Origin of the sequence: Pseudomonas sp. MAG002Y, assembly GCF_019400845.1 — a bacterium.
Lineage (GTDB): Bacteria > Pseudomonadota > Gammaproteobacteria > Pseudomonadales > Pseudomonadaceae > Chryseomonas > Chryseomonas luteola.
In genome coordinates this window covers 84,499-111,212 of record NZ_WOEJ01000016.1, presented here as the reverse complement: position 1 = coordinate 111,212, position 26,714 = coordinate 84,499, and the positions used below count along the sequence as shown (strand labels likewise).

General features: G+C 54.3%; 30 protein-coding genes and 1 pseudogene. 22 read left to right on the top strand and 9 right to left on the bottom strand.

All coding sequences use genetic code 11. From position 1 onward, the window contains the following. Window positions 1–232: 232 nt before the first annotated feature. Both comJ and GM154_RS20325 read left to right on the top strand, forming a co-directional pair. Window positions 233–649 (top strand): annotated as a pseudogene (comJ, locus tag GM154_RS26040) (competence protein ComJ); the annotation flags it as partial. 160 nt (window positions 650–809) lie between these two features. Further along, window positions 810–1,445, top strand: a complete 636-nt coding sequence (locus GM154_RS20325; RefSeq protein ID WP_219653186.1) for a DUF1963 domain-containing protein — start codon at window positions 810–812, stop codon at window positions 1,443–1,445. A 125-nt stretch (window positions 1,446–1,570) separates the two neighbouring features. Here the strand turns inward: GM154_RS20325 and GM154_RS20320 are convergent, their stop codons facing one another. The 3 genes from GM154_RS20320 to GM154_RS20310 all read right to left on the bottom strand — a co-directional run bounded on the left by GM154_RS20320 (window position 1,571) and on the right by GM154_RS20310 (window position 4,174). After that, window positions 1,571–2,494 (bottom strand): NADP-dependent oxidoreductase, encoded by a 924-nt coding sequence (locus tag GM154_RS20320; protein ID WP_219653185.1) that lies wholly within the window; start codon window positions 2,492–2,494, stop codon window positions 1,571–1,573. Between the two features lie 59 nt (window positions 2,495–2,553). Then, window positions 2,554–2,991: a DoxX family protein gene (locus GM154_RS20315; protein ID WP_219653184.1), complete on the bottom strand. Its 438-nt coding sequence runs from the start codon at window positions 2,989–2,991 to the stop codon at window positions 2,554–2,556. 262 nt (window positions 2,992–3,253) lie between these two features. Then, window positions 3,254–4,174, bottom strand: a complete 921-nt coding sequence (locus GM154_RS20310) for a pirin family protein (RefSeq protein ID WP_219653183.1) — start codon at window positions 4,172–4,174, stop codon at window positions 3,254–3,256. A 145-nt stretch (window positions 4,175–4,319) separates the two neighbouring features. Between GM154_RS20310 and GM154_RS20305 the strand changes: the two genes are divergently transcribed. From GM154_RS20305 to GM154_RS20270, 8 genes are all read left to right on the top strand, one after another. After that, entirely contained in the window at window positions 4,320–5,228 is a 909-nt protein-coding gene (locus GM154_RS20305) for a LysR family transcriptional regulator (RefSeq protein ID WP_219653182.1), read from the top strand. 122 nt (window positions 5,229–5,350) lie between these two features. Beyond that, window positions 5,351–5,950 carry an NAD(P)H:quinone oxidoreductase gene (gene wrbA, locus GM154_RS20300; RefSeq protein WP_074828235.1) on the top strand — a complete coding sequence of 200 codons (600 nt, stop codon included), beginning with the start codon at window positions 5,351–5,353 and terminating at the stop codon, window positions 5,948–5,950. A 41-nt stretch (window positions 5,951–5,991) separates the two neighbouring features. Further along, window positions 5,992–6,423, top strand: coding sequence for a nuclear transport factor 2 family protein (locus tag GM154_RS20295; protein ID WP_010798986.1), 432 nt, complete (start codon window positions 5,992–5,994; stop codon window positions 6,421–6,423). A gap of 71 nt (window positions 6,424–6,494) precedes the next feature. Then, window positions 6,495–7,400, top strand: a complete 906-nt coding sequence (locus GM154_RS20290; protein WP_219653181.1) for a LysR family transcriptional regulator — start codon at window positions 6,495–6,497, stop codon at window positions 7,398–7,400. A gap of 263 nt (window positions 7,401–7,663) precedes the next feature. Continuing rightward, complete coding sequence (locus GM154_RS20285) at window positions 7,664–8,422, top strand: SDR family NAD(P)-dependent oxidoreductase (RefSeq protein WP_374940331.1); 759 nt, start codon at window positions 7,664–7,666, stop codon at window positions 8,420–8,422. A gap of 64 nt (window positions 8,423–8,486) precedes the next feature. Further along, window positions 8,487–8,792, top strand: a complete 306-nt coding sequence (locus GM154_RS20280; RefSeq protein WP_219653180.1) for a putative quinol monooxygenase — start codon at window positions 8,487–8,489, stop codon at window positions 8,790–8,792. A gap of 30 nt (window positions 8,793–8,822) precedes the next feature. Further along, entirely contained in the window at window positions 8,823–9,662 is an 840-nt protein-coding gene (locus GM154_RS20275) for an oxidoreductase (protein WP_219653179.1), read from the top strand. A 40-nt stretch (window positions 9,663–9,702) separates the two neighbouring features. Continuing rightward, window positions 9,703–10,470, top strand: coding sequence for an SDR family NAD(P)-dependent oxidoreductase (locus GM154_RS20270; RefSeq protein WP_010798981.1), 768 nt, complete (start codon window positions 9,703–9,705; stop codon window positions 10,468–10,470). A 129-nt stretch (window positions 10,471–10,599) separates the two neighbouring features. Here GM154_RS20270 and GM154_RS20265 read toward each other — a convergent pair whose 3' ends face one another. Further along, window positions 10,600–11,529 (bottom strand): AraC family transcriptional regulator, encoded by a 930-nt coding sequence (locus GM154_RS20265; protein ID WP_219653178.1) that lies wholly within the window; start codon window positions 11,527–11,529, stop codon window positions 10,600–10,602. A gap of 239 nt (window positions 11,530–11,768) precedes the next feature. On the opposite strand from GM154_RS20265, the gene mdcA reads away from it, so the two are divergent. From mdcA to madM, 9 genes are read left to right on the top strand one after another with little or no spacing between them, the layout of a single operon-like run. Next, window positions 11,769–13,439: a malonate decarboxylase subunit alpha gene (gene mdcA / locus GM154_RS20260; RefSeq protein WP_219653193.1), complete on the top strand. Its 1,671-nt coding sequence runs from the start codon at window positions 11,769–11,771 to the stop codon at window positions 13,437–13,439. Further along, complete coding sequence (locus GM154_RS20255) at window positions 13,439–14,323, top strand: triphosphoribosyl-dephospho-CoA synthase (protein WP_219653177.1); 885 nt, start codon at window positions 13,439–13,441, stop codon at window positions 14,321–14,323. The genes mdcA and GM154_RS20255 overlap by 1 nt, the downstream gene beginning before the upstream one ends. Next, window positions 14,311–14,625 (top strand): malonate decarboxylase subunit delta, encoded by a 315-nt coding sequence (locus GM154_RS20250; protein ID WP_010798977.1) that lies wholly within the window; start codon window positions 14,311–14,313, stop codon window positions 14,623–14,625. Before GM154_RS20255 ends, GM154_RS20250 begins: the two co-directional genes overlap by 13 nt. Further along, window positions 14,618–15,481, top strand: coding sequence for a biotin-independent malonate decarboxylase subunit beta (locus tag GM154_RS20245; protein WP_219653176.1), 864 nt, complete (start codon window positions 14,618–14,620; stop codon window positions 15,479–15,481). The genes GM154_RS20250 and GM154_RS20245 overlap by 8 nt, the downstream gene beginning before the upstream one ends. After that, window positions 15,478–16,278, top strand: coding sequence for a biotin-independent malonate decarboxylase subunit gamma (gene mdcE, locus GM154_RS20240; RefSeq protein ID WP_219653175.1), 801 nt, complete (start codon window positions 15,478–15,480; stop codon window positions 16,276–16,278). Before GM154_RS20245 ends, mdcE begins: the two co-directional genes overlap by 4 nt. Window positions 16,279–16,301: 23 nt before the next feature. Continuing rightward, window positions 16,302–16,928, top strand: a complete 627-nt coding sequence (locus GM154_RS20235) for a malonate decarboxylase holo-ACP synthase (protein ID WP_219653174.1) — start codon at window positions 16,302–16,304, stop codon at window positions 16,926–16,928. After that, complete coding sequence (mdcH, locus tag GM154_RS20230; protein WP_219653173.1) at window positions 16,925–17,860, top strand: malonate decarboxylase subunit epsilon; 936 nt, start codon at window positions 16,925–16,927, stop codon at window positions 17,858–17,860. The genes GM154_RS20235 and mdcH overlap by 4 nt, the downstream gene beginning before the upstream one ends. 60 nt (window positions 17,861–17,920) lie before the next feature. Further along, the gene (gene madL / locus GM154_RS20225; RefSeq protein ID WP_010798972.1) at window positions 17,921–18,322 is read left to right on the top strand and encodes a malonate transporter subunit MadL; all 402 of its coding nucleotides are present in this window, start codon (window positions 17,921–17,923) and stop codon (window positions 18,320–18,322) included. 8 nt (window positions 18,323–18,330) lie between these two features. After that, the gene (madM, locus tag GM154_RS20220) at window positions 18,331–19,095 is read left to right on the top strand and encodes a malonate transporter subunit MadM (RefSeq protein ID WP_026003682.1); all 765 of its coding nucleotides are present in this window, start codon (window positions 18,331–18,333) and stop codon (window positions 19,093–19,095) included. Between the two features lie 15 nt (window positions 19,096–19,110). On the opposite strand, the gene GM154_RS20215 is transcribed toward madM, so the two are convergent. Then, entirely contained in the window at window positions 19,111–20,034 is a 924-nt protein-coding gene (locus GM154_RS20215; protein ID WP_219653172.1) for a LysR substrate-binding domain-containing protein, read from the bottom strand. A gap of 84 nt (window positions 20,035–20,118) precedes the next feature. Next, window positions 20,119–21,480, bottom strand: coding sequence for an aryl-sulfate sulfotransferase (locus GM154_RS20210; RefSeq protein WP_219653171.1), 1,362 nt, complete (start codon window positions 21,478–21,480; stop codon window positions 20,119–20,121). 184 nt (window positions 21,481–21,664) lie between these two features. Here GM154_RS20210 and GM154_RS20205 point away from each other — a divergent pair, with 184 nt between their 5' ends. Next, entirely contained in the window at window positions 21,665–22,009 is a 345-nt protein-coding gene (locus tag GM154_RS20205) for a DUF1883 domain-containing protein (RefSeq protein ID WP_173869118.1), read from the top strand. A 63-nt stretch (window positions 22,010–22,072) separates the two neighbouring features. Here GM154_RS20205 and GM154_RS20200 read toward each other — a convergent pair whose 3' ends face one another. The 3 genes from GM154_RS20200 to GM154_RS25705 all read right to left on the bottom strand — a co-directional run bounded on the left by GM154_RS20200 (window position 22,073) and on the right by GM154_RS25705 (window position 23,837). Further along, entirely contained in the window at window positions 22,073–22,567 is a 495-nt protein-coding gene (locus tag GM154_RS20200; RefSeq protein WP_219653170.1) for a 3-phosphoshikimate 1-carboxyvinyltransferase, read from the bottom strand. A gap of 401 nt (window positions 22,568–22,968) precedes the next feature. Beyond that, window positions 22,969–23,472 (bottom strand): alpha/beta fold hydrolase, encoded by a 504-nt coding sequence (locus GM154_RS25710; protein WP_258019948.1) that lies wholly within the window; start codon window positions 23,470–23,472, stop codon window positions 22,969–22,971. Then, window positions 23,433–23,837 (bottom strand): alpha/beta fold hydrolase, encoded by a 405-nt coding sequence (locus GM154_RS25705; RefSeq protein ID WP_258019947.1) that lies wholly within the window; start codon window positions 23,835–23,837, stop codon window positions 23,433–23,435. The genes GM154_RS25710 and GM154_RS25705 overlap by 40 nt, the downstream gene beginning before the upstream one ends. A 745-nt stretch (window positions 23,838–24,582) precedes the next feature. Here GM154_RS25705 and GM154_RS20190 point away from each other — a divergent pair. Both GM154_RS20190 and GM154_RS20185 read left to right on the top strand, forming a co-directional pair. Then, window positions 24,583–26,178: an isocitrate lyase gene (locus GM154_RS20190; RefSeq protein WP_010798965.1), complete on the top strand. Its 1,596-nt coding sequence runs from the start codon at window positions 24,583–24,585 to the stop codon at window positions 26,176–26,178. A gap of 104 nt (window positions 26,179–26,282) precedes the next feature. Then, the gene (locus tag GM154_RS20185) at window positions 26,283–26,609 is read left to right on the top strand and encodes a hypothetical protein (protein ID WP_010798964.1); all 327 of its coding nucleotides are present in this window, start codon (window positions 26,283–26,285) and stop codon (window positions 26,607–26,609) included. Window positions 26,610–26,714 lie beyond the last annotated feature (105 nt).

The following is a 26,714-nucleotide window of genomic DNA, read 5'->3' as shown; positions in this document are numbered from 1 at the left end:
TACTCACCGAGCCCTGTTATCGCTGGCGTGTAGCATCATCTGTCTGCGGTCATTGGGGAGGTTTTGTTAGCGGTTCTAAATATCGGCTTGTTAGGCGGTAACTATCCGTTAAGTTTACTCTTCAATATGTTAAATTAGGCAGATATAGTTCCGCTTAAATTTAAGAGTTTTAATGCAAAAAATTGACCTATTAATTTCCCATAGACAAATATAGTTATGGGCTCGCGAGTTTAACTATACTCTGTGTCAATGGGGTAAGAAAAACTTAGAGCAAGGAGCAGTAATTCATAAAGACATTGCCGTCTTTGATCCAATCATTGACGAGCCATTTGGAGCAAATGTCATCTTAGAAGTTTCAAAAATTTTTACTCCTGATCCGACTGCTGAGCGCATTATCGTTTTCCCTTTTTTCATTCAAAATAGAGATAAGGTCGAAATTTCTTCTGTGAGCGAAGCATTTAAAATAGATGTAGACCTAGAGGAAGGACTTTACAGAGTATACTATGAGATTTGCGAAGGACTGGAGGGCGAAGAAATATATTATAAATTCACATTCGTGCCTGGCTCTTGTGAATTTATTCCACATTATACTATAAGTGATAGCTGGGGTGGGCAAGAAAACAAACTACTTTCGATAGGGTATTGTTAGCCCATTCCCATTGATCATAAAGAGTTATTTATGAGGCAACCTATAAAATAAATATCCTCTGGTTGATTTATAATATAAAATAGCTAAAGTCTCAGCTAGAAAATGTATATAATTAAATAGTTAAGCCTTCGCTTTTTTATAAAATTTATATAGACTGCAAATGAGTAAAATCAAGACAGTAAAGAGAATTGTCCCAACTTCAGACTTAAATAAACATTGTGGTATCACGTTTGGTGGTAGCCAAGCGAAAGTAGAGGCCTGGCCAAAAAATCCTGATGACTTACCGCTTACATTGGTTATGAGTATAAATTGCTCTCTAGCTAGACTTTATTTCTTACCGGGCACTATTCCAAATAATGGAATAATCTATATTTTCTCAACCTATCACCCAAGCGAATACTTTCTAGATTTGATAAGCACCTCTGGCAGCGTTGAAGATTTACAGTTTATTAGCAGTGGATACACCCAAGTAATATATAGCGAAGACCTAGAAGCAGAACTTATAAAATCGGAGACATATACTATACCTGAGACATACACCAAAATTGTTGACGAGCATTTTGAGGTGGATGATTTTGTAGTTTGCTCCATGATAACAAGCGAAACCCCAAAACAACTGTCCCTAGAAAAATACATTGCCAAAAACTACAATGTTGCGCTACAAATTTACTCCTCTGACTTTCCAAACCCTTATAAAGATATATTCTATCTTACCGACGCAAATGCTTACCTACTAATTCCTAAAACACAGCCATCAACCACTCTCAAAGGGGTATTTTTTATATCTCCATCTTAATCTTTATTTATAAACTTCAGTATTAGAGATATGGAAAAAATACCTTCCAAAAATTGGCCAAATTAAATGACCGGTTTTAGAGAACCGGCCATTAAGTATTCATCAGTTTAACATTTGGAATCTTGCTATTCCCGAGCATCCAGCACAATCTTGCCTCGCGTATGGCCTGCCAGGCTTCTCTGTAGCGCATCAGCTGCCTTGGACAAGGGCATGGTTTCTACTTCGACCTTAAGTGCTCCCCGGTTAAATAAGTCGACAATCTGTGCTAGTTGCTTGCCATCTGAACGGGTAGCGAAGCGTTTACCTGTTGCCCCTATGCTACGAGCAGCTTCTTCACTCGGCGCGCTGACGGGTGACACCAGCACACCGCCCTTTTTTAACACTGACCAGGAGCGGGCTTGAGTTTCGCCGCCTACAAGGTCGATTACGATATCTACATCCGAAACAACTTTCTCAAAGGCTTCATGGCGGTAATCAATGAGTTGTGTAGCGCCTAGTGCATGTAGGTAATCATGATTATGGGCAGATGCCGTCGCGATGACTTCAGCGCCAGCTATACGAGCCAACTGTACGGCCATGCTGCCAACCCCGCCCGCCGCCCCCTGGATCAGGACACGTTGGCCTGTCTGAATGGCAGCATGCTCATGCAAGGCTTGCCAAGCCGTCAAGGCTGCCGCCGGCACACCGCTTGCCTCTAGCAATGAAAGGCTGTTGGGCTTTAAGACCAACCTGTCGGCATCCGCTACTGCCTGGGTGGCGTACCCACCTGTAATACCGATGAAGCCAAAAACCTCGTCGCCCAGGCTGAATGTGTCTACGCCCTCACCTAATGCGATAACCGCTCCTGCGACTTCAACCCCTGGCGTATAGGGTAACGGTAAGGGGATAAACTGCTTCATGGCACCGGAGAGGACTTTCCAGTCGATTGGATTTATTCCGCTGCCGGCCACTTGGATCAATACTTGCCCTTTACCCGGCGTCAGATCGGCTACTTCTTCAAGGCGGAGTACGTCGGGGTTCCCATATTGCTGTGCACGTATGGCTTTCATGATGATTTCTCTAGCGAAGGGTTGCAAGTTATGCCAGGCCGCTAGCCTGGCATCTGCCATCAGCTACGACGGGCGTCCAGGCTGTACTGGCCAGCCCCAAGAACCACTACTTGAAGAAGCCCACCGGCCATGGCGATATTCTTGAAGAAATGAATGAACTGATTTTGATCAGCCAGATTGTTATGGAAGGCCAGTGCGGTCACTACGCTAAACAAGGCCAGGAACGCAGCCACTGCTCGTGTCTGATAGCCGAGGACCAACGCAATACCGCCTACCACTTCAACCAACACGGCAACTCCGAGGGCGACGGCAGGAAACGGCAAACCGACCGACTCGATATAACCCATGATCATGGCGGGCGCAGTAATTTTGGAAATGCCTGAAAGGATGAAGATTGCGCTGATCAATATCCGGCCCAGCAATGCAGTTGTAGCTGCTGAAGCATTGGAAACGGATGTATGGGAAGTAGTTTGAACAAGGTTGGCTGACTGTGACATGAGTAGATCCTCATTTAGGACGCATCACCATGATGTGTCTCGATGGGGAGAAGTCTGCCTGTGGTTTGCTATTCGCAATAGCCGACTAATTTAGACCATTAGATTCGATTTAATCGAACATAATCTGTAGGCTTAACTCTCCTGAGCTTCAAGGTGTGAAGCTCAGGAGCTAGCGGCGGCTAGTAGTCTCTGGGTAGGCGCAGAAAAGACAATGCCCGCTCCGAATGGCATCCGGGCGGGCATCAGGATAACGCGATGATGTTTACACAGTGGCTTTTAAACGGATTCGTGTTTCCGGTAACGGGATGAACTCATGCTCTCCAGGTACGCCTGGAAAACGCTGTAAACGCCAGTCTTCGGCAGCTTGCTCGATGCGCTCACGGCGGCTCGATACAAAATTCCAGAAGATATGTCTCTTTTCAGGAAGCGGCTCCCCTCCCAGCAAGATCAACCGAGTCAGTCCCGTTGCACTTAGTACAATCTCGGTTTCTGGCTTGAAGATAACTAGCTGGTCCCGGCCGAAGCGACCATCCTGCCCACTCACCGTAACCTCACCGCTTACGACGTAGATGGCCCTTTCGACATGTTCTTTATGGATGCGATAGCGCGCTCCGGCTTCCAGTACCACGTTGGCATAGAACAGATCAGAAAACGTGCGTGTAGGTGCCTGTTTATCATGCAACGCGCCAGCTAGTACCCTGACGGTAACGCCTTCGTCCTCTATTACAGGAATCTCTCCTGCGCTGACATGTTGAAAACCTGGGTCGGCTTCTTCATGGGCAACCGGTAGCGCTAGCCATGACTGAAAGCCAAATACCGTACTGCCTGTTTGACGGACCACGTCGGTGCTGCGCTCTGAGTGGACGATCCCTTTACCTGCCGTCATCAGGTTGATTTCGCCCGGCCGTATGGTCTGGACATAGTGCTCGCTGTCGCGATGCAGCATCTCGCCGTCCAGCAGGTAAGTCATGGTCGACAAACCAATATGTGGATGGGGCCGTGTATCAAGTCCCTCGCCTGCCTTGAAAACGGTTGGCCCAAAGCTGTCCAGAAAAATGAAGGGACCCACGGTACGTCGCTGTGCAGAAGGTAAGGCGCGGCGTACTTTAAAGCCATCACCCAAGTCTCTTACGGCTGGCAGGATGAGATGCTCAATAGCGGATGCAGAATTCGATAACGTCATGGTTGCGGGCCTCGCAGGGCATAGGTGCAATCGGCGGATTGCAGGCAAAAGACTTCACTCGGAAGTGACTACCAGGCCAGCCTAAAGCAGATGGGCGTTCAGCAAAATCCAGATAATATGCATTAAAACGTTCGAGGAATTCGAAATGATGTCTGATCCCGGTACGCCTACGCTGGACCAGTTGCGTGTCTTTCTTACTGTTGTTGAGGTGGGGAGTTTTGCCGGGGCTGCTCGTAAGCTACACCGGGCTACGTCTGTTATCAGCTATACCATTGCTAACCTTGAGATGCAGTTGGGCGTGACTCTTTTTGATCGCAAAACTACTCGTAAACCTCAGCTGACAGACGCGGGGCGAACGGTATTAGCCGAAGCGCGCATGGTATATAGCGGCATCAATGGACTGCGTGCCAAGGTAAAGGGACTCCTGCAAGGTCTTGAAGCCGAGATCCATCTGGTGCTGGATGTCATGTTGCCCAGTGCGCGGGTAGTAGATGCTTTGAAGGTATTTCGAGAAACCTTTCCCACGGTTTCTCTCCACCTTCATATAGAAGCATTAGGCGCCGTCACGCAACGGGTACTGAATCGAGGCGCCGCGTTGGGTGTCAGCGGTCCTTTGATTACTAACCTTGACGGTCTGGAGCGGATTGCAGTGGGCAGCGTTGACCTGGTGCCGGTTGCAGCACCCAGCCATCCGTTAGCTTCAGCCAGCGCCAACGCTCCTGGCGCTACCCGAGAGCATGTTCAGCTGGTCCTGACGGACCGCTCCACACTGACCGAGGGGCAGGAATACGCCGTTATGAGCGCCCGCACCTGGCGTCTGGCTGACCTGGGTTCCAAACACATGCTACTCAAGGAAGGTATTGGCTGGGGAAATATGCCGCAGCCCATGGTAGAGAGTGATATTGCCGAAAATAAGCTGGTATTACTGGATTTGCCAGATTGCCCTGGTGGCACGTACGACTTTACCGTGATTTATCGTACCGATTCACCGCCTGGCCCTGCTGCCACATGGTTAATTGAGCGCTTCAAGGCACAGGCCGCACAAAACCTCTGATTGCCACTGTTCTATTTTATCGAACGAACTGGTCGATATTAGTTGGCTATTTTCGAATCTTGAGCCATGCGAAAGTTTCTCCACTGCGGCACTGGCCGCTTATTCCACTCAGGAGACGTCACATGGCTAAGGTTCTGGTTCTGTATTACTCCTCTTACGGTCATATCGAGACCATGGCTGAAGCCGTAGCAGAAGGCGCGCGTGCGGCAGGCGCTGACGTAGATATCAAACGTGTCCCTGAAACGGTACCGGAAGAGATCGCCAGGAGTGCGCATTTCAAGCTTGGCCAAGCAGCACCGGTAGCGACCATTGCCGATCTTGAGCATTACGATGCGATCATTGTGGGCACAGGGACCCGCTTTGGCCGGATGAGCAGCCAGATGGCCGCGTTTCTGGATCAAGCAGGCGGCTTATGGGCACGCGGTGTATTAAATGGCAAAGTGGGCGGTGCCTTTACGGCCTCAGCTACACAGCACGGCGGCCAGGAAACGACCCTTTTCTCCATCATCACCAACTTGTTGCACTTCGGCATGACGATTGTGGGACTCCCCTACAGCCATCAAGGGCAAATGGGTGTTACAGAGGTGGTAGGTGGCGCACCATATGGCGCTACTACCATCACAGCGGGAGACGGCTCACGTCTGCCGAGCGAAACAGAGCTTGAGGGTGCGCGGCACCAGGGTGAATTAACGGCAAGAACCGCTATCAAGCTGTTCGGCTGAGCAGCGCTTTTGTTCTTCACTTACATAATCAGGAGACCGCAATGCGCACTGCAACCGAACTGCTGCAACAACACTTCGAGACATTCGTAGCCAATCAGCCCCAATGGCAAACCTTGATTGCGGATGATCTTTTATGGGAGCTTCCCTTTGCCCCGTCACTAGGGCATCCCGCACAACTGGCGGGGCGTGAAGCGGTGCTTCATCACGTAGGCTGGTTCGTGGGTGCGGTAGAGCAGTTCCGCTTTTATGACCTTAGAATTCATGCCTCGGATAGTCCCGATGAAGCGAGTGCGGAAGTAAAGGCGGAAGGTATTATTACGGCAACGGGTAGGACGTATCGTCAGGACTATGTGCTGTTCGTTCGCGTGAAGGATGGAAAGATTGCATTCATTCGCGAGTACTTTGATCCGGTCAGAGCTGCACTTGCACTTGAGGCTCCCATACCGGGTTTTGAGGTGATCAGTGCTGATTAAAGAGCCTTTGCGTTCATAGTGCTTCCGTACGCTGTGCTTTTCAGGCAGACCTAACAGACAGGATGCTTACCATGCGTGGTCAGAATTATGCGGAGCTCCAGGCATTCGTGGCGATTGCTGAACGTGGCAGTTTCGTTCGGGCTGCTGAAGAGTTGCAGGTATCCCCTTCTGCACTTAGCCAGACGATACGTAGTCTGGAAGAACGTATGGGGGTGCGCCTCTTCAATCGCACGACACGCAGCGTAAGTCTGACCATTGCCGGCGAGCACCTGCTTGAGCGGCTTAGACCCGCTCTACAGGAGGTGGCAAACGCTGTAGAGAACGCCTGTTTATTTGGTGAGAAGCCTTCCGGTCGATTACGTGTGCATGCCCTTCGGTTGGCCTCACGTGTTTTTCTTGAGCCAATCTTCCAGCCTTTCTCCGAGGCCTATCCCGAGATAGAGCTGGATGTCGTATTAGATGATAGGCCCGTGGATATTGTTGCGGAAGGGTTCGATGCCACTCTGCGCCTGGGAGAGCTTATTGAGCAGGACATGGTTGGCATCAAGCTGGGGCCAGAACTCCGGCAGATTCCAGCCGCCTCGCCGAGTTATCTTGAGCGGTACGGGTATCCGGAAACGCCGTATGACCTGGAAAATCACCGCTGTATCAACTGGCGCTGGCCAGGCCAGATCCATCCGTATCGCTGGGAATTCAAGCGTGACACTGAGTGGTTCGCGATAGCCGTCAAAGGCCCTCTCATCGTCAATGATCAGCGTGTAGCCATTGAGGCTGCAGTCAACGGCGTGGGCATTGCCTTTTGGTTGGAAGACCAGATGGAGCCCTTTATCCAAGCTGGAACATTGGTCCCGCTACTGCAGGAATGGTGCGCGCCGTTTGATGGCTTTTATCTGAGCTACCCTCGTCAGCGCCAACAGCTGGCCTCGCTACGGGCATTTATCGATTTTCTGAAAAAAGACTCCGCGCGCAGCCGTTGACGAGCCAACATATGATAATTCGCGGCCAGTAAAGCCCTTATCAGCATTTGGATTTAGCTAACCGACACTAACACTTGTTATGTCTGCCGTAGAAGCGGCCGTCCATACGTCCCTTTCATCCCTGCCCTATCTACCTCTCGATTATTTAGCCCTCCTTCATAAGGCATGAAGAAACGCGGCGATTATCATGCCGGGCAAACTCGATATCGTGATCTCGACTTCAACAACAGCCGCCTGCGGCATTTGAACATTTGAGGAGAGACATGATGACTACCACTCCCATTCAAGAACTTGAAGGTAAAGTTGCCATTGTGACCGGTGCAGCCGGTGGGATTGGCGAAGCTGTGGCCACACTGTTTGCCGAGCGTGGCGCGTATGTCGTCGCTGAAGATATCAAGCCATCCGTTGTCGAGCTTGAAAAAAAATCAGAGCGCATCGCTGCGCTGGTAGGCGACGTAGCCGAAGAATCCACCGCGCAGCGTGCGGTTGCCCTTGCCATGGAGCGTTTTGGCAGGGTTGATATTCTGGTCAACAATGCTGCGGTCATTCTCAATGTAAATGTGACCGATATGTCCATCGAGCAGTGGGACAAGGTCATGAATATCAATGCGCGGGGCATGTTTCTGCATTCCCGTGAAGCGATGCGCGTTATGGTCGGTAACAAGCGCGGCGCTATCGTCAATGTAGGCTCCTATGCCTGTCAGGTAGCGTTTCCTACCATTGGCGCCTATGCCGCGTCGAAAGGTGCGGTTGCTCAGCTCACCAAGGTTCTCGCGCTTGAAGGCGCGCCGCATAACATTCGGGCCAACGTCGTAGCCCCTGGCGATGTGGAGACTGGCATCCTCGATGACATCATGCCTGATGGCCGCGCCTTCCTGCGTGAACATGCCACTAACGCCCCGATTGGCCGTGTTGCCCAGCCGAGAGAAATCGCTGAAGTAATTGCCTTTGTGGCCTCCGATCGCGCCAGCTTCATGACCGGCTCGGTTGTCATGGCAGACGGTGGCTACACCACCGTTTGAGTCCTTTCGTACACCTGCTGCTCTATCAGGGCAGCAGGACCCGGATGACTACGGAGACCTCCCTATGTCTCAGTTTACTAATATCGCCTTCATTCGCGCCCGGTCGGGTAAGACAGAGGTGCTGGGCCAGCAGCTGATGTCATTAATAGCACCCTCACGCCATGAACCGGGTTGCCTCGGCTATACGGTTCATCAAGGTCGCGACGAGCCGAACGAGTGGTTTATCCACGAGGTCTGGCGCTCTCCAGAAGACCTCGCCGCTCACCTTGAGCGGCCTTATGTAAAAGCCTTTCTGGCGCAGCTCCCAGCACTTATGGACGGTGAGATTGACATGCGGGCTTTTCAGTTGATCGATCTGGAGCCTGCATGACCCCGTTATCAACATGACAGGAGAGATCCTATGAATCAGACAGCACACTCCCCCGTATGGTTTGTGACAGGCTGCTCCACTGGCTTTGGCCGTCACATTGCGGAATACGTACTGGCGCAGGGTTACCGCGTAGTGGTAACGGCACGCAAGCCCGAGCAGTTAAAGGACCTTCAGAATAAAGGTGAGGCGCTGGTACTGCCGCTGGATGTTACAGACCCGCGTCAGGCAAAGATCGCCATCGAGTCAGCCGAAGCTGCTTTCGGCGCTGTAGATGTGCTGGTGAACAATGCCGGCGTTGGGTATTTCGCCTCAGTGGAGGAAAGCGATCTCAACCAGGTACGCCAGATGATGGATGTTAACTTTTATGGAGTTGCGAATATGCTTCAAGCCGCTTTGCCTGGTATGCGCCAACGGCGGCAGGGCATCATCGTCAATCTGACCTCCATCGGCGGGCTCTGCGGCTTTCCTGCGGTAGGATACTACTGCGCCAGCAAATTCGCCGTTGAGGGATTATCAGAAACACTCCGCCAGGAAGTGGCGCCGTTAGGCATTCATGTCATGACGGTAGAGCCCAGTGCGTTTCGTACGGAGTGGGCAGGGTCAGCGCATGAAACGCCGCACACCCATGAAGACTATACACCGACAGCCGGTGCAGCTATCGAAGCCTATCACCAGTCGATTGGCAGGCAACCTGGCGATCCCGCCCGAGCCGCCGCAGCCATTTTTAACGCAGTTGAAAGCCAGGAAAAACCGGCACGCCTACTGCTGGGCAATAGCGCATTCGAGTGCGCCTTGGGCAAGTTAGATGAACTTGCCCGAGATTTTGGAGACTGGGAAGCCGTTTCGCGCGGTGCCGACTATCCCGGCTGATAAATGACCTTTTGTTTGTTCACCTTGCGAGGAATGAGCCATGAATCGATTTGACAAAAAAGTCATTGTTATTACAGGCGGAGGCTCTGGCATCGGCGAAGCAGCGGCCCGCCGCTTTCTTTCAGAGGGCGCTTCGGTTGTTCTCTCTGGACGAAACGCTGAACGCCTTGAAGCGGTAGCCGACGGATTTTCTTCTGACCGGGTGATGACCGAGGTGGCAGATGTGTCGCAACGCGAAGCATGCGACCGGCTGGTCGATCATACTGTGGAACGGTTTGGTCAGCTAGACGCAGTTATTAATGCGGCAGGTATGAATCTGGTCGGCAGCATCAGCGAAACCAGTGATCATCATTGGCGAGCCTGTATGGGCACGGATCTGGATAGCGTGTTTTATATCAGCCGTCGTGCAGTGCCACATCTGGCTCGTGCAAAGGGGGTCATCATCAATGTTGGGTCCGTTTCTTCATTGGGTGGCGGCTGGTCGCATGCTGCCTACTGTGCAGCCAAAGCAGCCGTAGCCAACCTTACACGCTCCATCGCCTGTGATTATGGCAAATATGGAGTCCGGGCTAACACGGTGTGTCCCGGTCTTACCCTTACCGGCATGGTAGAAAAGATCATGGATGACGAGGCCTTGCTTGAAAAGGCGTGGGAGCGTATTCCCTTGCGCCGTGCAGCGAAACCGGAAGAAATTGCCGCCGCCATTGCCTTCCTGGCCAGCGAAGAGGCCGCTTACATTACAGGCGTAACGCTACCTGTGGATGGAGGACAAACCGCCACCGATGGTGGGCCTGAATGGGGCAAGTAATCACTATTAAAAAGGGATCATGCTCTGAAGTCATTAACTTCCTTCAGAGCATGATGCCGAAACGTTTAACTGGCTTTCCAGGCCTAAAAGTCCCTAGTCGGGATAGCATCATATTGATACCAAAGCGGATTATGCCTTTCGCCTGAATTGCCCAATGTGCTTGGCCGGCGATACGCCAAAAAAGCGGCTGTATTCCCGGCTGAACTGCGAGGGACTCTCATAGCCCACTCTGTGACAGGTGCTGGTCACATCCAGTCCTTCGGACATCATCAGCCGATGCGCCTCGTTCAAGCGTAACTGCTTCTGATACTGCAAGGGACTCATGGCGGTAACCGCCTTGAAACGATGGTGAAACGCAGATGTACTGAGATTTACGTGCTTGGCTAAGGCATCGATACTGAGCGGCTCGCAAAAGTGGTTATTCAACCAATCAATCGCACGCGCCACCCGCTGGGCCTGGCTATCCCCAAACGCCACTTCATACAGGCGATGCCCGTGCTTACCTTTAAGCAATCGATAGTAGACTTCCTTTATCGCCATGGGCGCAAGCATGGGAATGTCATCTGGAGACTCCAGCAACCGCAACAGGCGCAGCATGGTGTCCAGAATAGACGGATCAATCTGGTCCAGAAACAACCCGCGCTCCGCCGGGCGATCAGGGACGCCGATCGGACTGGCATCTGAAACCAGCTGAGCGATTTCGCAAGGGTCGAGATCGAGACGAAGACACAGATACGGTTTATCACTGGTCGCTTCGATCACCTTGCCTGCCAGCGGCAGGGTAACGGAAACCACGAGATAGTGAAGCGGATCGTAGCGGTAGCATTCTTCCGCCAGCTGAACTTCTTTTGCTCCTTGCACAATGATGCAAAGACCCGGCTTATGAACAGTATGGATGGTTTGTGTCGGCTGATCGCTACGAATCAGATGCAGTGGCTGAATGGCAGTTGGATGGACACCAAAGTCAGGAGCAAAGCGCTCAACGATACGGACCAGCTCAACGCGACGGGACGTCATAGAGTCCAACGCTTCAGCGTACTCGCTTGCAAGGTTCGTCATCTCGCGGTTCTCCTGCGCAATAGCCAGTCAGGGATTTAGCCGAAATCAGGTATGTATGTTTTAGCAGCCTGCGCATCGCGAGGAAAGTAATCACTGCTCAGCGTTCGGTATGGGCACCATCACCACATGGCTCACGCCTCAAATCGTTACGCTCAGGTTAACGATCTGACGGTGAGGTTGATTGAAGGTCCGCCTGAGGAGGTCTAGCGTGAGACCACGACAGCGGACTTCGTGGAGTCATCATGACAATAACCTCTCCTCCACCTCAATGGTCGCGGCGGCGCACCGAAAAGCAGCGGCGAGTCGCCAAGGCAAGTGCCTATGCCGAAGGCGCGGTCATCCGAACCGATCGGATCGTTGAAGCCCTTGAAGCGCTGATTGCTCCCGGTGATCGCGTGGTGCTGGAAGGCAACAATCAGAAACAGGCTGACTTTCTGTCTCGCTCATTGGTAAAGGCCGATCCTGGCAAGCTCCATGATCTGCACATGATCATGCCAAGCGTAGGGCGCGCCGAACACCTGGATCTGTTTGAGCGCGGTATCGCCCATAAACTGGACTTCTCCTTTGCTGGCACACAGAGTCTGCGTATCAGTCAGCTGCTCGAAGACGGACTGCTGGAAGTTGGTGCTATCCATACCTATATCGAGCTCTACTCACGGCTGTTGGTGGACTTGATTCCCAACGTTGTGTTGTCCGCTGGCTTCAAGGCAGATCGCCACGGGAATATTTATACCGGCGCCAGCACCGAGGACACGCCCGCCCTTATCGAGGCAGGTGCCTTTAGCGATGGCATCGTCATCGTTCAGGTCAACGAATTGGTGGACGACACAAGTGATCTGCCCCGCGTGGATATCCCTGCCTCGTGGGTCGACTTTGTAGTGGTGGCGGACAAGCCCTTTTACATCGAACCTCTGTTTACCCGAGACCCTCGCCATATCAAGCCCGTCCATGTGCTCATGGCAATGATGGCAATCCGTGGAATCTACGAGAAGCACAACGTGCAATCGCTCAATCACGGGATTGGCTTCAATACGGCTGCGATTGAACTGATCCTGCCTACATACGGTGAGCGCCTGGGTCTCAAGGGTAAGATCTGTCGTAACTGGACGCTCAATCCGCATCCCACGCTGATTCCGGCGATTGAAAGCGGCTGGGTAGAAAGCGTGCATTGCTTCGGCACCGAACTGGGCATGGAAAACTACATCGCAGCCCGACCGGACGTGTTTTTCACCGGGCGCGATGGCTCCATGCGCTCCAATCGAATGATGTGCCAACTGGCAGGGCAATACGCCGTCGACCTGTTCATTGGCGCAACGCTGCAAGTGGATGGTGATGGACACTCCTCCACCGTAACACGTGGACGTTTGGCCGGTTTTGGGGGCGCACCCAACATGGGGCATGACCCACATGGCCGCCGCCACGGTACTCCTGCATGGCTCGATATGCGGGTAGAAGAAGGTCCGACCGCCATGCTTGAGCGTGGCCGTAAGCTGGTGGTGCAGATGGTCGAGACTTTCCAGGAGGGTGGCAAACCCACGTTCGTCGATACGCTCGATGCCGTCGATGTTGCCAAAAAAAGCGGCATGCCGCTGGCACCGGTGATGATCTACGGTGACGACGTTACTCACCTGTTGACGGAGGAAGGTATTGCCTACCTCTACAAGGCCCGCTCTCAAGAGGAGCGTCGGGCATTGATTGCAGCGGTTGCGGGCGTGACTGATATCGGTTTACGCCACGATCCTAAACGAACCGAGCAGATGCGCCGTGACGGCCTGCTGGCTCTGCCGGAAGACTTGGGTATTCGCCGTACCGACGCTACACGTGAACTCCTGGCAGCCAAGAGTATTGCCGATCTTGTCGAGTGGTCAGGCGGCCTCTACAACCCTCCAGCCAAATTCAGGAGTTGGTAATGCGAGCCTTGATCGCGGTACCCCTTCCTTCTTCTATCGCCGGGCAGCTGGCGGATCTGGCGGTGCACGTCCTTATCGACGAGGCAGACCTATCGCCCAAGCCCGGTCTGGTTGATCGACGCAGCAATGGTGCCCATACAGACCTGAGCCTGGGGTTGATGCACAGCTCGGCCTATGCATTGCGGCAAACCTTTCAAGACATGGCGGAAGCCGCCAGTGCTGCGAAGGACTTGGACCAGTCCTTGCGCGAGACGCTGGGTCAGCTGGGCCGCAAAGGCGAAAGTGTCATGCTGGAAACCACTGGCGGAGTCAATACGCACCGCGGCGCGATCTGGGCCCTGGGCCTGCTGACTGCTGCTGCGGCGTTTAAGCCGGAACACTGTTCTTCTGCTGAGGTGGCTCACCGCGCCGCCCTGCTGGCGCGGCTGCCTGATCGGTTTGCGCCTAAGGCACAGAACAGTCATGGTCTCAGAGCCTGCGCCCGATACGGTCTTCCCGGCGCCCGTGAACAGGCGCAAGCGGGCTTTCCCGCTGTGGTAGGGCACGGTTTGCCACAGTTGTTGAAGAGCCGGGCGAAAGGCGCCGGAGAGCAACATGCAAGGTTGGATGCGCTTATCGCCATCATGGCCGTTTTACCGGATACCTGCGTCCTGCATCGGGCGGGTCTTGAAGGCCTGGATACGCTTCAGCACGGCGCGCAGGCAGTCCTTGCGCAGGGTGGCAGCGCAACCCTGGCGGGCAGACGCGCGTTGCGCCAACTGGACGACGCGTTACTACGCCTGAATGCGTCCCCAGGTGGCGCGGCCGATCTGCTGGCCACCACACTGTTTCTTGATCGCCTGGAATTCCGCCTGCAGAGGAGCGCTATCTCATGGAAACCTTAACGTTTGAATTTCCGGCCGGCCAGCCCTCTCAGGGTAAAGCCCTGGTGGGCTGTGTTGGCTCGGGAGACCTGGAGGTGCTGCTGGAGCCCGGTGAGGCTGGCACGCTCACGTTGAATGTCGTGACATCGGTAAATGGCAGTGCGGCACGTTGGCAAAACCTGTTCGAGCGGATGTTTCGTGAGCAGACGCCACCGGCGTTAAATATCGAAATCCACGACTTTGGTGCGACGCCCGGCGTTGTGCGTTTACGCCTGGAACAAGGGCTGGAAGAATTACAGTTGGAAGGAGCGCGCCATGACTGATACCGCACGCCTACTCCAACCTCGTAGTTTCATTGAATTGGGTGCCCGGCAGCGGGCTCGCACCCTGCTTGATGAGGGCAGCTTTCGGGAATTGATCGGCCCGTTTGAACGCATGATGTCGCCTTGGTTACCCAAGCAGGGCATCGTGACGCAAGCGGATGATGGCGTAGTCATTGCCAAGGGTACGATTGACGGCCAGCCTGCTGTAATTGCTGCCATTGAAGGCGCTTTCCAGGGTGGAAGCATGGGTGAAGTGGGCGGGGCCAAGATTGCCGGAGCCCTGGAACTGGCGGCTGAAGACAACCGTAACGGTATCCCAACCCGCGCCGTGCTTTTGCTGGAGACCGGTGGCGTACGTCTGCAGGAAGCCAACCTGGGACTGGCCGCTATTGCTGAAATCCAGGCGGCTATCGTCGATCTCCGAGAGTATCAACCGGTCGTGGCCGTTATCGCCGGCCCCGTTGGTTGTTTTGGTGGTATGTCCATCGCTGCCGGACTGTGCAGCTATCTGATCGTGACGCAAGAGGCACGGCTGGGCCTTAATGGTCCTCAAGTCATCGAGCAGGAAGCGGGAATCGAAGAATATGACTCTCGGGATCGCCCCTTCATCTGGAGCCTGACCGGGGGTGAGCAGCGCCACGGGACGGGTCTTGTCGACGCCTATGTGCCCGATGATACCGAGACGATTCATGCGCAGATTCGTACTTGTTTTAGACAAGGTAAGCCTGCGCTCGAGCGTAGCCGGCGGTACGCCTGGTTTCTTGACCGCCTCGGCCGTCTTGAACCCGAACAACCCATCGATGCGGTAACCGTCCGCAACCTATATGCCGCGGGCGATGAAGGAGGTGTGAAATGAACCTCTCTACACGTGGACTGATCTGGTTCAACGCACTTTCACCTAATGCGAAACCCTTTGAGGGTTTGCCCGCCTCGCTAAAGGTCTGCGATACAACACTAGGTAGCTTACCGGCTCGCGTGATTGCAGTGGTCCCTGATGAGCAAAACCCCTTTCCCCGCGCTCGCCGAGGTGAGGTGGGGTTGCTCGAAGGCTGGGGCCTGGGCCGGATCATTGATGAAGTTATAGAGGCCGATTGCGATCACGTCACCAAACGCGCACTGGTCGCCATCATTGACATACCAAGCCAGGCGTATGGCCGCCGTGAGGAAGCACTGGGTATCCACCAGGCACTAGCAGGTGCAGTGGATGCGTATGCACGCGCTCGGCTCGCAGGCCATCCGGTGGTGGGTCTGATTGTGGGCAAGGCGATGTCCGGTGCGTTTCTTGCCCATGGCTATCAGGCCAACCGCCTTATTGCGCTGCGCGATCCCGGTGTTGAGGTGCATGCAATGGGCAAGGCATCAGCAGCACGCATCACCCTGCGCAGCGTCGACGAGCTGGAAGCGCTGGCGGCAAATATTCCTCCCATGGCATACGACCTCGATAACTATGCCTCGCTGGGCCTTTTGTGGGAGACGCTATCGGTCGAGCGCATCGAACGTCCTACCGAAGGCGATATCAACCGGGTAAGCGAATGCCTGCAACAGGCCGTGGCCGATATTGCGGCAGGATCACATGATCTACGTGGCCGCCTGGACGCTCCAAACCGCAGCGCGTCGCGACGGGTAAGAGAAAAGCTACTGGAGCAATGGTGACTTTAAATGATCACGGAGGCCATATGACGCAAGCCCCTCGCCCACATGATCTGCTTTGGGGATTTACCCCGGAACAGCTGCCTGCCACAGCACCGCAATGGGCCTTCACAGCAGTCGCGGCTGGGGAGCCGGTCGTTGTCCGGCGTGCCGAGGGCAAACCCGACGTTGTGGCCGTAGGCATACGAGGTCGTGGGCGCGAAGAACGCTTCGGTACCTGGATGGCTTTGGACCATGTCGTTCGTAGCCGGTCACCCGAACAACTGGTTGCGGCCATCAGCAGCCACCCGATTGATCCAGCTGCCCTGACAGCCCTGGTATGGGCCAAACCCTCCCTGGATGCTACCGGTCTGGCCTGGGGGGTTACTGGCAGTGCGGGTTTCCAGCTTGCGACGGGTATCCGTACGTTACACGCCGAAAGCGATCTCGATCTGCTCATACGTGCACCCGCACCTCTTTCCCGGTCACAGGCATTAGCCCTGCTGAATAAGCTGGACAAGGCACCGTGCCGCCTGGACATTCAACTGGAAACCCCCCAGGGAGGCGTTGCCTTGCGTGAGTGGGCGCAGTCAAGCAGCCGCGTCCTGCTCAAGCGAGCCAGCGGAGCCTGTCTGGTCACTGATCCCTGGCACTTGGCGGAGATCGCTGCGTGAGCAGCCTTTTCCTGTTCCCCGGCCAAGGCGCGCAGCAGTCAGGCATGCTACACGCGCTGCCAGACGAGCCGGTTGTGCGAGATGCCTTACAGGAAGCTGAAGCAATCCTCAACGTGTCGCTAGACATGCTGGATACCGCTGACGCCTTGCAATCGACACATGCCGTTCAGCTCTGCTTGTTGATTGCAGGCGTTGCCAGTGCACGTCTGTTGTTGGAACAGGCCCCTGCCCCGGACTATGTCGCCGGCCTTTCCATTGGCGCCTACCCAGCCGCCGTGACAGCAAACGCGCTCGACTATACCGATGCGTTAAGGCTGGTGGATCTGCGCGGCAAGCTGATGCAAGAGGCGTTTCCCAACGGGTATGGAATGCTGGCGATGCTGGGGCTACAACGTCATGAGGCTGAATACCTGATAGAGGCTACCTCGACTACCAATGCGCCTGTTTTCCTGGCCAACAGCAATGCCGAACAACAGTTTATCGCGTCCGGCTCGGACGTTGCGCTGGCAGCCCTGGCCGAAAAGGTTCGCTCAGGCGGTACCGGCGTTACACGCCGCCTGGCCGTCAGCGTACCCTCCCATTGCGCTTTATTGACCGAGCCGGCCAATCGGCTCGCCGCCACGTTCCAGTCGATAACCTTGCACCGCCCTCAGATACGCTACCTGAGCAGTAGCTCCGCCCGGCTCATCATGGACCCGGCGCGTCTTGCCGATGATCTGGCCTTCAATATGTGCCGCACCGTGGAGTGGCACGCGACCTTACGCAATGCTCAGGAACGCGGCGTGCAACTTACCGTTGAGTTGGTGCCCGGTACGGTGCTGACCACGCTTGCCAAACGCGTCATCAACCCCGGAACTGCGGTGGCGTTTCAAGGTACACGGACCGACACCATTACTGCGCTGCTGCGCGAGGAGGCCAATCGCGACCGATAGAGAGATCGCCTAGCGTTTCGAAGCACAAGAACAAGAACTTCGACCCAGAGGACAATAACAATGATTATCTACGGTGTGGCTCTACTCTCCATCTGCACGCTGACCGGCATCTTTATCGGTGAAGTGCTCGGCAAACTAATCGGTGTCCCTGCAAACGTGGGCGGTGTTGGCATCGCCATGCTGATGCTCATCTTTCTAAGTAGCTGGATCGGCAAGCACGGCAAGTTTCATCCCAAGACCGAACAAGGCGTAGAGTTCTGGAGCGCGATCTACATTCCCATCGTCGTGGCCATGGCGGCCCAGCAAAATGTGGCTGGTGCACTCAAGGGCGGCCCGGCGGCTATTCTTGCCGGCTTTCTAGCCATTGCCATCGCGTTTGCCCTAGTGCCAGTACTGAACAAAGTGGGCCGAAAAAAAACGGTAGCACCTGCCCTTGATCAGCTGGCCAGCGTACAACGGTGACTGACATGATTATTGAATCACTGACCAAGGTCACCCAGGCGTACGGCATGATCAGCGCCTTTGCCCTGATAGGCGTTACCATGTGGGTTTCTTATTGGCTCAGCGCCAAGCTGACCAAGGGCCGCCTGCACGGCTCCGCCATTGCAATCTTTTTTGGACTGCTATTGGCTTATATCGGTGGGGTCACGACGGGCGGCCAGAAGGGACTGGTAGATATTCCGCTGCTTTCCGGCCTGGGCATACTGGGCGGCGCCATGCTCAGGGATTTTGCCATTGCCGCCACCGCCTTCGGCGTTAACGTGGACGAGCTCAAGGAGGCGGGTCTTGCCGGCGTGCTGTCACTGTTTGTAGGGGTGGGGACGTCGTTCATTGCAGGGGTTGCCGTGGCGCTTGCCTTTGGCTATACCGACGCCGTAAGCCTGACCACAATTGGCGCCGGTGCCGTCACCTATATCGTTGGCCCTGTCACCGGAGCCGCTATTGGTGCCAGCTCGGAAGTCATGGCGCTCTCCATTGCGGCAGGCCTGGTCAAGGCCATCGTGGCCATGGTCGCGACTCCATTTGTGGCGCGCTATATTGGCCTGGACAACCCACGCACGGCTGTCATCTTTGGTGGGCTTGTCGGAACGTCTAGCGGCGTGGCTGGGGGACTGGCTGCAACCGACCCGAAACTTGTGCCCTATGGCTGTTTGACGGCCGCATTTTATACAGCGATCGGTTGCCTGCTCGGACCTTCGCTACTCTTTCTCGTCACACGTGCAATCTTCGGCTGAGCGTGATGCGGAGCCTTATGGCTCCGCATTCATCTTGCGTGCATACATCCGGCATTCGGCAAGAAATGCCAGCAGGTTTGGGTCACGCTCCTTGCTACGCAAGAACACTACGCCAATTCGTTGCTGCAAGCGGTACTGAGGGGCTAGCGGCACCAGACGAATGCGGTTTTCATACACCGCCTCGACCCGCCCCGGCAGTAACGCGTAGCCCACGCCCGAACTGACCATACTCATGAGCGAGAAGATATCGTTGACCTGCATGATGACCTCCGGCTCGAACCCGGCTTGGTGAAACACTTGGCGTCCATCCCTGAAGGTGGCAAAGCCTTCGGTCAACGTTACGAAAGGCACTCCATGCAGATCACGCAGGTCGACCATATCCTGATGAGTGAACGGTGAGTCTGCAGGCGCGGCCAAATAGATGTCATCGCGAAAGAGTTCAACGCTCTCGCAATCGGGATCAGCCATTCCGTCATCCAGCGCGATGAGCATCGCATCCAGCTTCATGTTCCTGAGCTGGTAGGTCAGGTCGGCATTGGAGCCCAGAATCAGGTCAATATTGAGTTCGCTACGTCGAAGCTTGAGCCCCATGATCAGCTGGGGCACGGTCTTGACTGTAAGCGAATACAACGCACCCAGGCGGAAACGGTCGGATGAGAAACCGGCTGCCAGACGCGTCAGCCGTATGGTCTCGGTCAGATCCTGCATGAGCTGTTGTGCCCGTGCTTCCAAAACGAAGGCCCCATCCAGTGGCGTGAGGTTGCGCCCTTCATGCTTGAACAGCGGGCAGCGCAGCGCACTCTCCAGCGAGTGGATAGCCCGGTGGACACTGACATTGCTCGTTCCGAGCTCGGCTGCGGCCCGCCCCAGGTTGCCGCTGCGCATGAATGCCAGAAAGATTTCCAGCTTCTTCAGAGTCAGCTCCTCATCGATCACCATGAAACGCCTTATCGTTCATTAATAGGGATGGTCCCATTGTTTCACGTTGCAACCGGACTACGCTGGCACTTGTTTCCTTCCAGGCTATTGCCCCGAATCCACCTCGACTTTTACGCATTGGGGTGCCATTGGATATAACTCGCAATCAGGCATTACGGCATTTTCCTTATGCGGAGTGCCAGATGGGGCCCAGTCGTAGTTTACCGCCTCTGCCCGGTACACGCGGTTGGTCACATAGCGATCCGTTGGGGCCGACTTGCCAGTGTACGGGCTGCTATATTCCCAGACGATCTCCCCCGCGGGCGTGATCTGGAAGAGACGGCCATTCTGACCTTCATTGATAAGAGTGTTGCCGTTAGGCAGGCGGCGGGCATTACTGATAAATGCACTGAAAAAGGTCCAGGGTGCGCGGCCAGACTGTACGGCTGTATATTGCCATACGATTTTGCGGGTCACGGGATCGATCTCGAGAATACGGGACGCTGAAAAAATGCCCTTGCGTGCAGGAGGAAAACCGGCACTGCCCTGATTATCGAACAGCAGGAGGTTGCCAGCACCAGGCAAACCTTCAGGAATGAGGTGGGTGTCGTGCTGGCCTACGATCTGGTCTACAGGTCGTGGCACCGGACCGGCCAGCTTTACTTCAGGATAATCAGGCCCAAGCCGCCATACGACCTTGCCGGTCTTGCGCTCTACGATAAAGACCACATTGGCGTTGCGAGCGCTAACCATGATGTTGTCAGGCGCAAAGCGAGAATCGCCCTGCTGGTGCCAATGGTTGGCGCCAAGGGGTGCTGCCGTATTGAGATGCAGAAAATCCGGATCATCCGACTCACGAATCAGCGAGAGCTGCTCGGGTGTAAATCCCAGCTCATCCAGGTGATCCGATACCCGCCATTGCCAGACCTGTTTTCCAGTTTGATCAATTTGTCGGATCAGATTATCAATCACTTGCGGCGCCGAAAAACCGGCCAACGGGGTCAGTTCACTGGTCAGCATCAAGGTATCGCCATTCGCCAGACGGCGTATGTCATGATGTTGATAGGCTGGGGCTTCACGGCTTCCCCACTGCCAGCGCACCTGTCCATCCCAGCTCACTTCCCCTACTACCTGGTTGTAGAGTCCATTCCCTGATGATGCCAGGGAAACCGGTTTGTCCAGGTTTCCCAACTGCACAAGTACGTGCCCTTTTTCTCCACCAGCCTGCTCCGGCGTCAGCGCAATCGACGGAAAGCCAGGATAACGCCACTGTTTTACCTCATTGCCATTCATATCGATCAAGTGGGTACGCTGGTCGCTACCATCAAACAGCACAAAGCTGCCATACGCCTTTTCGGGATCATAAAACGTCGTGCCGGTTGGTACCGAACTGGACATGGCTGATGCAGAGCCGCAAGCCAGCAGGCCGGCTAGAAGCAGAAACGATATCTTCGAGCGTATAGTCATTAAACCCTCATCCCCTTAACGTTCGCCACTAAATGGCCCGCCTGTGGATGCATTAGAGAGCAACGCAAGGGTAAGTGCACTGCACGCGCACGGATGATCGGGAGATAGGCACCTGTGTTGACGAGGTGAGACCGACTACTGACTCAGCACGCGACCAATCACATGGGATAGCCACGCCCGGGCTATGGTATCGTTCACCTTTGAAAGACAGCGCTGTGGAGCTGCAATGAAATTCGTACACCAGCGCGAGCACCTTAACGAAGGTGATATGGTCGTTATCGACTGCTCGCAGACCTGCAATATTCGCCTCATGAACGACGCCAACTTTCGCAGTTTCAAAAACGGCGGTCGGCATACCTATCACGGCGGCGCGTTTGACCGGTTCCCCGCCAAGATCAAGGTTCCAAGCACAGGCTTCTGGAACATTACGCTTGATGTCGTGACGCGGCGCCCAATCAGCGTAACCCGCAAGCCGACGTTTACCCACTCCATTAAGATCGTCCGGAAATCCCCTTCCGATTTTCGTTAGGCAATGACCCTTCGCCTGCTCTGTAGCACGAGCAGGCGATTCGTGGGCTTTCGGGCCCCGGGCTCAACGATCAAACAGACTTTGAAACCAGTCCCAGATACCAAAGGAAAAGTCCGGGAAAAAGTCGATATTCAGAGCTGACTTGAGAATGTACAAGCAGAAAGTCAGCAGAGTGGAGGCGACGGTGAACCAGATCAGCATCAACGAGCCTTTGACAAAGGCCTTGGCAAATAACGAAAGCTCTGATGTTCTTTTCTGCTCGTCTGCGTGGCCTTTGCCAGCCACCATTACAAAGTAGTAACGACTACGAAAGAACTTGAACGTAGTCCGGACATCGACCGGGTGTTTGCTCCAAGGGCGAGTACCGAAGGCCAGCTTCAATGAGGCCAGTTGCTCGGCGGTAAAGGTGTCCCGCGTCTCGGCGGGTAGCCGCTCTTTAAGTCCCCGGATAAAGGCGTCTTGATGAATGGTCTTCTGGGTATTGACTGCGTCTTCTTTGCTGACGTAATCACTTAATCCCTGAACAAATGACTCAGGTTGTACGATTGTTTCCTGCATCGCCTTAATCCTTTTAAGTTGCGTATGCCTATCCCACGCTGCATTCCAGCGACTTCTTTAACTGCCAGATTTCTTCCTTACCATGCAGGTACTACTGCTGGGCTTTACGTCGAGCCTCCTCTTGTTCAGATATGATCCTTCTCCATGGGGATGATGAAGCGCCTTGTAACGGCACGCCTGCGTCAGCAGATGCAATACCTCGTTACGAAGATCTACTTCACGAAATAGCATCAATGTGCCATGTAGACAAATCAATGCTATTTAGTTCATGCCAGAAACTTTATTTAGCCCATGTGCAGGCAGTCACAGGCGCCATGTGCGGAACGTTTTGGAAGAAATGAGACGAGGTGCCTTTTTTCAAGGCGGTTCGCAGTCTAACCTTTCTCATGAGGTCATCAGGGCTAGCCCTTCCAAGGCTTCAGGAATTCCAGCAATAGCTCATTAACGCGCTCGGGTCTCTCCTCATGGGGTAAATGACCACACTGGTCGATGGCAACGGTCTTTAGGTCTGTGGCCAGCTCTGCCCATACGGACGGCATATCGAACAACTTGCCTACTGCTTCGAAATTAGCGCCCCAGAGTGACAATGTCGGACAGCTGATTTTCACGTCCGCATCTTCATTATCCTGCGCCAGGTCTTCAGCATTAGCACGGTAATCGGCCATGGCACCTCGGACCGCACTTGGCATTTGATAAGCCCGGACATAATGGTCAAAGGCTTCGCCCGTAATCGTCGTGGGGTCGTAGCACCAATCGGAAAAGAAATATCGAAGCCATATGTCCTCCTTGCCTGAAATGAGACGTTCTGGAAGATCAGGCACCAGATGAAACATGAAGAACCAATAGTGCTTTGCAATGATTGCATTCATCTGGGTGGAAACCGTTCGTGTTGGAACATTGTCCATAACGACCAGACGTTCGAGCCGCTGCGGATGATCCTTGGCAAAGCGCGTAGCAACACGTGCACCGCGGTCATGGCTACCAGAGCTATACGCTCTATCCCAAGACTATCCAACAGGGCACACAGGTCATTGGCCATGGTGCGCTTGTCATAGCCTGTCGACGGCTTTTCAGTCTCACCATAACCTCTTAGATCAGGAGCAATAACGCGATAGTGCTGCGCCAGCACCGGGATCTGTTGGCGCCAAGCGTAGGAAGTTTCAGGAAAGCCGTGCAACAGCACGACGGGCGCCCCGCTACCGGCATCCACATAATGCTGGAGAATGCCATTTGCACGCCTCTTGTGATGAGTGACTGCAACCTCTTGCATAGTGAACGCTCCAGCAGTGTTCAAAGGTATGACGTTAAGAACTGCTTTGCCCTGACATCGTTCCGATAGCATCGTCCACTGAATCAAAGGACGGCAGACAACCTCGGTCACCATGTTGCAAGGGTTGAAATGAGCAAACTAGACCATCGCCTGCGGCGTTACTTGTAAAGTGCCCGCCCTCACCCTAGAGCCACTCCCTCTTCGTTTTCTCCTTCAGCGGCACAAAACTCCATGCTTCCAGGTGACTTATCAGTCAAAAGCAGGATGCCCCTTCACCCTAAAAGGTGCATGAACGCTGGGTTGTAGCCACATCGTCTGATCACTACTACTTTTGTAGTACAAATATAATTTCACTACAAAAAAGCATTGACGACCCTTTTAAGGTCATGCAATCTGACCCTGCTTTCGCTAGAAAGAGGCCAAAAAGGCCTTCTGGCTGCGCTCCGGGTAACCCTCGGGCCATCCTTTGTAGTAACTGCCCATAAAGCACTACATAGAGTTGTAACTGTACGGAAACGGTTAGATGACCCCAGCGGTTCGGTCAGTATCAGGTGAACGACCTGATCCAAGGTATTCGTCTTTAGCGGTATCCCTGCAGGGTGTATCACTAGAGATGTCTTGTCTGCTGTTTCGCTTCCTTCAGTCGCGCTCGACGTTGAGCCCAGTGCTGCGCTTATACGCGGCACGCAGGTCACGGTAGGAAAAACTGTTCGAAAGTCATTTTCAGCCGAGAAGGATTGACCCCATGTCCGTTTATCAAAATGAAATCAATGCCATCGCAGCCTTGAGAGAAACAGCAGGCAAGAGTTGGAACGCTATCAACCCCGAATATGCCGCCCGGATGCGGATACAAAACCGCTTCAGGACCGGACTGGATATTGCGCGCTATACCGCGGCCATCATGCGCAAGGATATGGCTGAGTACGATGCCGACTCCTCGGCATATACCCAGTCCCTGGGCTGCTGGCACGGCTTTATCGGCCAGCAGAAGCTTATCTCCATCAAGAAGCATCTGAAGACCACCAACAAGCGCTACCTGTATCTGTCAGGCTGGATGATTGCGGCGTTGCGCTCGGAGTTCGGCCCACTACCGGACCAGTCCATGCACGAGAAGACGGCTGTTCCGGCTTTGATCGAGGAGCTGTATACCTTTTTGCGTCAGGCAGATGCACGCGAGCTGGGTGGCCTGTTCCGTGAGCTGGATGCTGCCCGTGCAGCCGATGAAAACGCCAAGGCTGCAGCAATCCAGCAACAGATCGACAGCTATGAAACCCATATCGTACCGATCATTGCCGATATCGATGCGGGCTTTGGTAATGCGGAAGCCACCTATTTGCTGGCCAAAAAGATGATCGAGGCCGGAGCCTGCTGTATCCAGCTGGAAAACCAGGTCTCGGATGAAAAGCAGTGCGGTCACCAGGATGGAAAGGTCACGGTACCCCACGAAGATTTTCTGGCCAAGATCAATGCGGTTCGCTACGCATTCCTCGAGTTGGGAGTAGATGACGGCGTTATCGTCGCTCGCACAGACTCCCTGGGCGCCGGGCTGACCAAGCAGATTGCCGTCAGCAAGCAACCGGGCGACCTGGGCGATCAATACAACAGTTTTCTCGATTGTGAAGAGATCAGCCCTGCCGAACTGAAGAACGGAGACGTCATTCTCAACCGTGATGGAAAGCTGCTGCGTCCCAAACGTCTGGCAAGCGGCCTGTTCCAGTTCCGTCAGGGCAGCGGGCAGGATCGCGTTGTACTGGACTGCATCACATCGCTGCAAAATGGGGCAGACCTGCTATGGATTGAAACGGAAAAGCCCCACGTTGGCCAGATCAAAAGCATGGTTGACCGCATCCGCGAGGTCGTTCCAAATGCCAAGCTGGTCTACAACAACAGTCCTTCCTTCAACTGGACGCTGAACTTCAGACAGCAGGTCTTTGACAGTCTGCAAGCCGAAGGCAAGGACGTATCGGCTTATGACCGTACCAAGTTGATGAGCGCAGAGTACGACGAGACCGAACTGGCCCGTATCGCCGATGAGAAAATTCGGACCTTCCAGCGGGACGGCTCCCGGGAAGCAGGGATATTCCATCACCTCATTACCTTGCCAACCTACCACACGGCGGCGCTGTCGACGGATAACCTGGCGAAGGGTTACTTCGCTGATGAAGGCATGCTGGCCTATGTAAAAGGCGTTCAGCGCCAGGAGATTCGCCAGGGAATCGCCTGTGTGAAGCACCAGAACATGGCCGGCTCCGATATCGGGGACGATCACAAGGAATATTTCGCAGGCGAGGCAGCCCTCAAGGCGAGCGGCAAGGACAACACCATGAACCAGTTCCATTGACGAGTAACGTTATTCCGGCCCACCCGGGCCGGTTTTACCGTAAGTGACTTGTTTACCGTTTCCTTCCGAGTGCCACCGGAAGCTGTCTCACGAGGAGCCCAATCATGGATCTCAACAACCCAACCCTTGATGACTTGAAACAACTTTATGCCTCCTGCAAGGACAAAAATGATCACCACATCCTGTGGATTTGCTCATCCGGCAAGGTGCATATCGACCGGCTTCCGGCAAACGTCGACCCGGAAGCCTTCGAGAAGGAAAAACCGAACATGAAGGTTCGCTTCAAGACCTATCATCGTGGTAAAGGCTATGTTGGCAAGACCGCTGCAGCTGACGAGACGTTCATGTCACGTATGTACCGCACGCTTCTCGAACAATGGTCGAAGGCTCAAAGCAGCCCGCGTGTTCAATACATAGAAAAATACTTCTAAGACTATTCGGGCAGCCCTTGCGGCTGCTCTTCTGACATAAAAAAACCAGGGCATGCCCTGGTTTTTTTATGCTGTGATCCGATCGCAAAAAAGCAACCTCCCACA